The following is a 6,000-nucleotide window of genomic DNA, read 5'->3' as shown; positions in this document are numbered from 1 at the left end:
GTCCATGGGCTCATGTAAGCAGCCGGCACTGACATCCAGGGCGGCGGTTCGGTCACACCCGCTCTCTCACTCAGGGAACGAAAAGCCCAGCTCACGCAGGCGGGGCAAGCACACTGCGAGGCATTGCTCCACAGACGCGGCATCGGTTCGCACAAGGACGTCCTCGCGCAACGGCGCTCCACTGGCAACGAAGGGTCAAGGCCTGTTTCCATGAGGGATGGATACCGCGCACGGTGCACGTTTCATCCGTGAATCGCAACCGCGCGCTGGTTGCCGCAGCCGCGGCTCACCCGAGGATCACCAGATCCACCGGAACCGGCTGCGTGGCTGGGTGCCCCGTTCCCGGGGGGATGGATGAGCCTGCTGTGAAGTCAGCCGTTGCTCCCCGCCGCGCCGCCGGCGTACCGGCAAGGAGGCTCACGCGGGGGCAGGCCCTTCGATTCCCAAGGTGGCCTGAGCCGGTGTCCGAAGAGTTCTCACACGGCTGACTGACTTGGAGCAGGTTCTGCTGCGAATGAGACAGTGAAGAAGGCGGCCCCGAGCCATGGCGCTAACGTCATCTCCCGGCTTTCCCGCCGAGCCCGGGTGACCTGAACGGCCCGGCGTCCGACGGGGCACGCCTGTCCTTTCTCAGGCACCATGAGCCGTTGCCGAACATGAGGCCGTATGCCCCGTGGCGCTGACTGGACCTTGGACGCAGACGCCATCGTCGCCCTGCTGGCCGCTGACCTCGCCCCTGCGGGTACTCAAAGGACGCCCGAGACAACAACGAATGGAACTGGCACAACTGGCTCAAGCAGGCTCGGGTCGGCTACCACCACGAGGGAAGAAGCGTATCGGGTCGTACCCGCGTGTCCGTGTTGAGAGGAACGGCCGTGCGGTGGTCTCGCATGCTGGGCGGTCCGGATAATGGAGACGGTCAGCAGGACGGTCTTCCGGGGCACGCTCAGCTGATGTTCGTACCGTCCGTGTCGTACTGGACGGCCTTGCTGACATGCGGTTCGAAAGCCGTGAGAACACTCCAGCTTGCGCCTCCGTCCAGTCGCTTCCAGGTGGTCACGGGGCGGGCGTCCATCGTCACCGTCGCGATGTTCCGGTCCGTCACGATGGAGATGTGTAGCCGCACCGGGTTGGCGGACGAACTCCCACAGACAACGGTGAGCTTGCCGTGCGTGAACTCCTCGACCTCGTCGATCCGGGGAGCCGGAACCTTCTTGAGGGCACACAACACGCTGTCGGTGAGCTGATAGGGAGTCGTGCCGGTGGGCACCGGGACATGGATCTCGGCGGTGCACGGCAGGGATGCGGCTTCGGCCATCAGCGGCAGCCCGTGCCGCGCGGCCGCGCGTCGGGCGTTCCACGTGTTCGACGTGGCGATTGCGACGGCGAGGATGGCTCCCGCCGCAAGGCCGAAGAGCGTTCCTTGGAGCAAAGAGCCCGCCCAGGTGCTTGTGTCCTCCGATATGAGCACACCGGCCATGGCACCGCTGACGACGACGGCAACCAGGACAGTAGACATGGCGCTGCGACGCACGGCCGCGAGCCAGTAGCTGAGCATGTGTGAGGTTCTCAGTTCCTGTGTGAGGGGTGGATCAGACTTGGCCGGTGCCCGGCAGCCCTGCGGACTGCCGGGCACCGGCCAAGTGGGGGGTCAGTCTCATCTCGGATATTCCCCCCGAAGAGGGCTGTCCGTGGACTGATCAAATAAGTCAGAAGTGCCTCTGAGCTGGGATGACAGGGCCATCAAAGGTCCTGTTCGTTACAAGAGAAAGCACTCCCCCGGTGCAGAAGCGTATCGGTCGTACCCACGCGTCCGCGTTGAGGGCAGCGGTCGTGGAGTGGTCTCACAGGCCGGGGCCGTGCTTCCGGTGAAGACGGCCCGCAAGACGGGCCTGGACACCGCGCTATCTGCGGCTCTGACACCATGGCGCACGCTGCGGGCGGTGCACGAGCCCGGCAAGATCCTCCTGGATGTGACACTGGCCGTCGTCCTCGGCGGCGACTGCCTGGCCGACGTCGGCATGCTGCGGACCGGGCCTTCGGATGCATGGGCCAAGAAATACGCGTCAGGCCGCCTCTGGGACGAACCCTGTTGAGACGCACTTCACCCGATCGGTGAAAGGCTCTCCTGACACTGCCTGGCCCCGCCATAATCGGTGTCCTCACCGGCCCCACGACAGAAGCCCGATCACCGTGACCGCACCGCTGAGCACCCAGCCCGTCCGACACCGCCGCATCTGCGACGTCCACCTCGTCCTCATTCGCGACAGCCACGTACTCCTCACCCGTCGCAAGGGCGGATACGCTGCCGGCCTGTGGCAAGTCCCCTCCGGCCACCTCGAACCAGACGAGCCCACCGACACCGGCAGCGTGCGCGAAGGTTGGGAAGAGATCGGCGTACGCGTAGACGACCACCAGCTGGACTTCGCCCACTTCATCGACCACCGCGCCCCCGGCGAAGAACCCCGCCTCGGCGTCTTCTACCGGGCCCGCACCTGGCACGGAGAGCCTTACAACGCCGAACCCACTAAATGCGACGGCCTCGACTGGTTCCCCCTCCACACCATCCCCCCAGACACCGTCCCGTACCACGCCGCAGCTCTCCACCACATCGCCGCAGGCCGCATGCACTCCAAATTCGGCTGGGACTCCAACCCCACGCCCTGAGCACTCCGGCGAACGAGGCCACGCCCCTGACTCCCAGCAGCCCGTCTGGCGCACCTTGAAGCCGCCAAGCGCTTGCCGTCGGGCAGCGGGTCTTTGTTGCCGGCACATCGAAGAGACGCAGCCTGACCGAAGCCCCCTGCTGTACGTCGGCATATCGTGCCGGCCGTGGTAGCCGTGTCGGCCGGTGTGTCCGTCATCTTACGAGTTGGTGCGTGATAGCGGACGGACCGTGGTTGGGCTGTTCACGGCCGCATTCAGGTCTTGGATGTGCGGGCATGTTCCACGGTGATGCGGGCGGATGCGTGGTCGTGGCGGTCACGTTCCGACTCTTCGAACCTGCCGGAGACCGCTTCGGTGTGGACCGCTCCACCGTCACCCGGCCGTCAGGGGTGCCGGTCGACGAGGTAATCCGTAGCGGTGATCGTCTGTCAGCGGGAGACCTCGGCGCGGGTGAGGACGAGCAGGGCCCGCAGGAGCGCAGTGGCGTGACGGGCGCCGGAGCTGTCCGGGCCGTCAGAAGTCAGCGGCTTCCGGCCGGCGCGCTTCGCAAGTCGGCCGGGCTGCCGGGACTCTGGGTGACCGTCGACGAAATGAGTATCCGTACTCATGCCGCCATCGTGACTGCGCAGCCACGATGGCGGCATGCCCACCCCTTCAATACCTGCCCGCTCTCCCCGGGGCGCTTCGATCGCCGCCGCCGCTGCCGGTCTGGTCGCGGCTGTGCCGGTCGTCGCCTGGTGGCTGACCGGGCAGCAGGACGTGGACGGGATTCCGCCGGCTGAACTCGACTATGCCGTTCGGCCTCTCTCCCTCGGACCGGGACTGGAGAGGGCACTGGGCGTGATCTCGCTGCTGGTGGCCCTCGGTTCGCTGGCGTTTCTCCTCCACGCCTCCCGGCGTGAACGGTTCGACCCGCGTTGGTGGCAGGTCGTCCTGCCGCTGCTCGTCGGGGGGTTGGTGCTCGGCGTGGGCTGGCGCATCGTCACAGCGGGAGTGATCGGCGCCAACGTCGGTGCGGGCCTGGCCATCTTCCTCGCGGGACCGGTCATCGCCGCTCTCGTGGCAGGCGCCCTGATCCGCGGGCTGTGGCTGCGGTTCGCCCGAGAGCCCATCTGATCCGCTCTGATCCACTCTGGTCCGCTCGGTGCCCCGACCACCGAACCGGCCGCTCCCCAGCCCTCGTAACCAGAGTGTGCGCGTACGTACCGAACGGTCCGGCCCAGTCGGCGAGGGTGCTGCCGGCGGCGGGGGTCGCAGGCAGACGGTCTGAGGGCGTCCGGCGTCGGTTGTTATCCGGCGATGTAGTCGACCTCGGGGTAGCGCGGCGAAGCCCCCCAGAGCAGATGCCCGGCGCCCGGGCGGCCGCGCAGCTGGAGGTCGAAGAAGGCCCGCACGGTCGCGCGTACGGCAGCCACCGCCCGGTGGGCGGGGGTCGTGCCGACCTGCAACGTCTTGCGCACCGACTCGGGGACCTGCGGGGCGATGGCCACGATGTCGGTGAAGCAGTTGTGGTCGGCGTCCGCGAGCCGCAGACAGCGGCGCCAGTCGCTCAGGCGCACCCAGAACGGCGGCCAGGACCCGTCTTGGTTCAGCCCGTCGTGGACTGCCGTATCCATCAGCAGGAACGGCCGGTCGAGACCGTGCTCAACCACCGGCCCGTACAGCGCACCGTCCAGATCGATGCCGGCCCGCACCCGCTCGTCCAGATACATCACCGCCGCCGACGCGGCGCCGCCCCGGGAGTGCCCGAAAGCGCCGACCCGCGTGAGGTCCAGCATCCCGTGCAGCCCGGGCGGGAGCGGACGCCCCTCGACGTCGGGGTTGCCGCCCCGCTGCAGCACGGTCAGCTGGTCCAGGACGAACCGCAGATCGGCGGCACGCACCGCGACCGCGGCCGTGCGGGCATCGTGACTCGCGTCGTCGGGGCGGTTGACGATCACGCGGCCGTCCGGGAACTCCACCTCGCCCGAGTCGTACGGATGGTCGACCGCGACCACGACATAGCCCCAGGACGCCAGCTCCTCGATGACCAGCGTGTTGAACGTACGGTCCGAGTTATATCCCGGCGAGTGGAGCAGCACCGGCCGGCGGCCGGGCCGGACCGGCGCGCGGTCCGCGCTGTGGGTCTCCGGGAGCGCGTAGCCGTCCACCGCGCCGCCGAAGCGGGCCTTGAGGGCCCTCTCGGCACCAGACGGCAGCCAGGGCAGCATCGCGCGGCCACGCACGTCGGCGGCCGGGTACGTCACGGTCACCATCACCTCGCGCGGCTGCTTCGACCAGGGGTCGGTCCGCGACGGGTCGACCAGGTGCAGCTCTACGGCGCCGACCGGCGCGGGACCGGTCGGCCCGGCCAGGCGGATGGGGATGAGACCGGCCGCCCCTGCGGGCGTGGACACAGACAGGGGAACGGCGGCTGCGACGGTTACTGCGAGGCCACCGGCTATGAGGGAACGGCGATTCGGGCGTACGGGAGGCACTGCGCTCCTTCCGTGGCCGGACCCGAGGCGCACAGCAAAAACGGTAAAGGGAACGCCATCGTCCGGTCTGCTTGTCGTCAAGTTCCTTCAACCCTAGACCACTTGGCCATGGAAGCCCTATGTGCTGTCTGTCCGCTCCGACGTCACCGCCCGCCCCGTCGACGCGGTGCCCGAGGCACCCGCCCGCGAAGCGTGGTAATCCGGTTGCGGTCCGCCAGTTCACGTGTCGGAACTCCGAGTGCCGCGCCGCACGTTCGTCGAGCAGGTACCCGACCTGGCCCGAAGGCACGGTCAGCGGACCGAGCGGCAGCGCTCGACCCTGGCCGCGATCGGGCTCGCCCTCGCCGGTCGGGCAGGTACCCGCCTGGCCGAGATCGCCGGCGTGCCGGTCAGCCGCAGCACGGTCCTGCGGCTGGTCGACGCGCTTCCAGGGCGGGAGGCGCCCGCTCCACGGGTGGTCGGGTGTCGACGAGTACGCCACGCGTCAGGGGTGCCACGGCAATGCCCTTGTGGACGTCGAAACCCGCCGGACCGTCGACCTGCCGCCTGACCGGGAATCATCGAGTCCGGCCGCGTGGCAGGCCCAGCGCAAGGGAATCGATGTGCGGGTCGAATAGGGACCCTGATCGGGTGGCCTTCCGGCTGGGTATTCACGAAGGCAGATCCTCTTGTAGCTCGGGGGCCCATCCGAGCACTCCCAGGAGGCCCTGTTGTCGTTGCGGTACACGCTTACACCCGTCGATTTCAACCCAGTCGCCCGGTCGTCCAGTGCCGACGATCCGGCGATCAACCGGGCATTTTCCGGCATAATTGCGTACGGCACGCATGAGGAGTACAATTTATCGCCAAAGGCGCA

At 68.2% G+C, this 6,000-nt stretch carries 5 protein-coding genes and 1 pseudogene; 3 read left to right on the top strand and 3 right to left on the bottom strand.

Features of this window, described 5'->3' with window-relative positions:
* Positions 1 to 946: 946 nt before the first annotated feature.
* A complete protein-coding gene (locus AC069K_RS04325; protein WP_478611979.1) occupies positions 947 to 1,558 on the bottom strand; it encodes a hypothetical protein in 612 nt (203 codons plus the stop codon).
* A 184-nt stretch (positions 1,559 to 1,742) separates the two neighbouring features.
* Here AC069K_RS04325 and AC069K_RS04320 point away from each other — a divergent pair.
* Positions 1,743 to 2,042, top strand: a pseudogene (locus AC069K_RS04320) (transposase); the annotation flags it as partial.
* Between the two features lie 151 nt (positions 2,043 to 2,193).
* On the top strand, positions 2,194 to 2,667 hold the full coding sequence (locus AC069K_RS04315; RefSeq protein ID WP_478611977.1) for an NUDIX domain-containing protein: 474 nt from the start codon (positions 2,194 to 2,196) through the stop codon (positions 2,665 to 2,667).
* A gap of 428 nt (positions 2,668 to 3,095) precedes the next feature.
* Here the strand turns inward: AC069K_RS04315 and AC069K_RS04310 are convergent, their stop codons facing one another.
* Positions 3,096 to 3,275 (bottom strand): hypothetical protein, encoded by a 180-nt coding sequence (locus tag AC069K_RS04310; RefSeq protein ID WP_478611975.1) that lies wholly within the window; start codon positions 3,273 to 3,275, stop codon positions 3,096 to 3,098.
* A gap of 34 nt (positions 3,276 to 3,309) precedes the next feature.
* On the opposite strand from AC069K_RS04310, the gene AC069K_RS04305 reads away from it, so the two are divergent.
* The gene (locus tag AC069K_RS04305) at positions 3,310 to 3,783 is read left to right on the top strand and encodes a hypothetical protein (protein WP_478611973.1); all 474 of its coding nucleotides are present in this window, start codon (positions 3,310 to 3,312) and stop codon (positions 3,781 to 3,783) included.
* A 173-nt stretch (positions 3,784 to 3,956) separates the two neighbouring features.
* On the opposite strand, the gene AC069K_RS04300 is transcribed toward AC069K_RS04305, so the two are convergent.
* Entirely contained in the window at positions 3,957 to 5,063 is a 1,107-nt protein-coding gene (locus tag AC069K_RS04300) for an alpha/beta hydrolase family protein (protein WP_478611971.1), read from the bottom strand.
* Between the last annotated feature and the right edge of the window lie 937 nt (positions 5,064 to 6,000).

It is taken from the genome of Streptomyces sp. NPDC043908 (assembly GCF_056435525.1).
The sequence above is the reverse complement of the archived record's forward strand: the minus strand, read 5'-3'. Positions and strand labels throughout refer to the sequence as shown.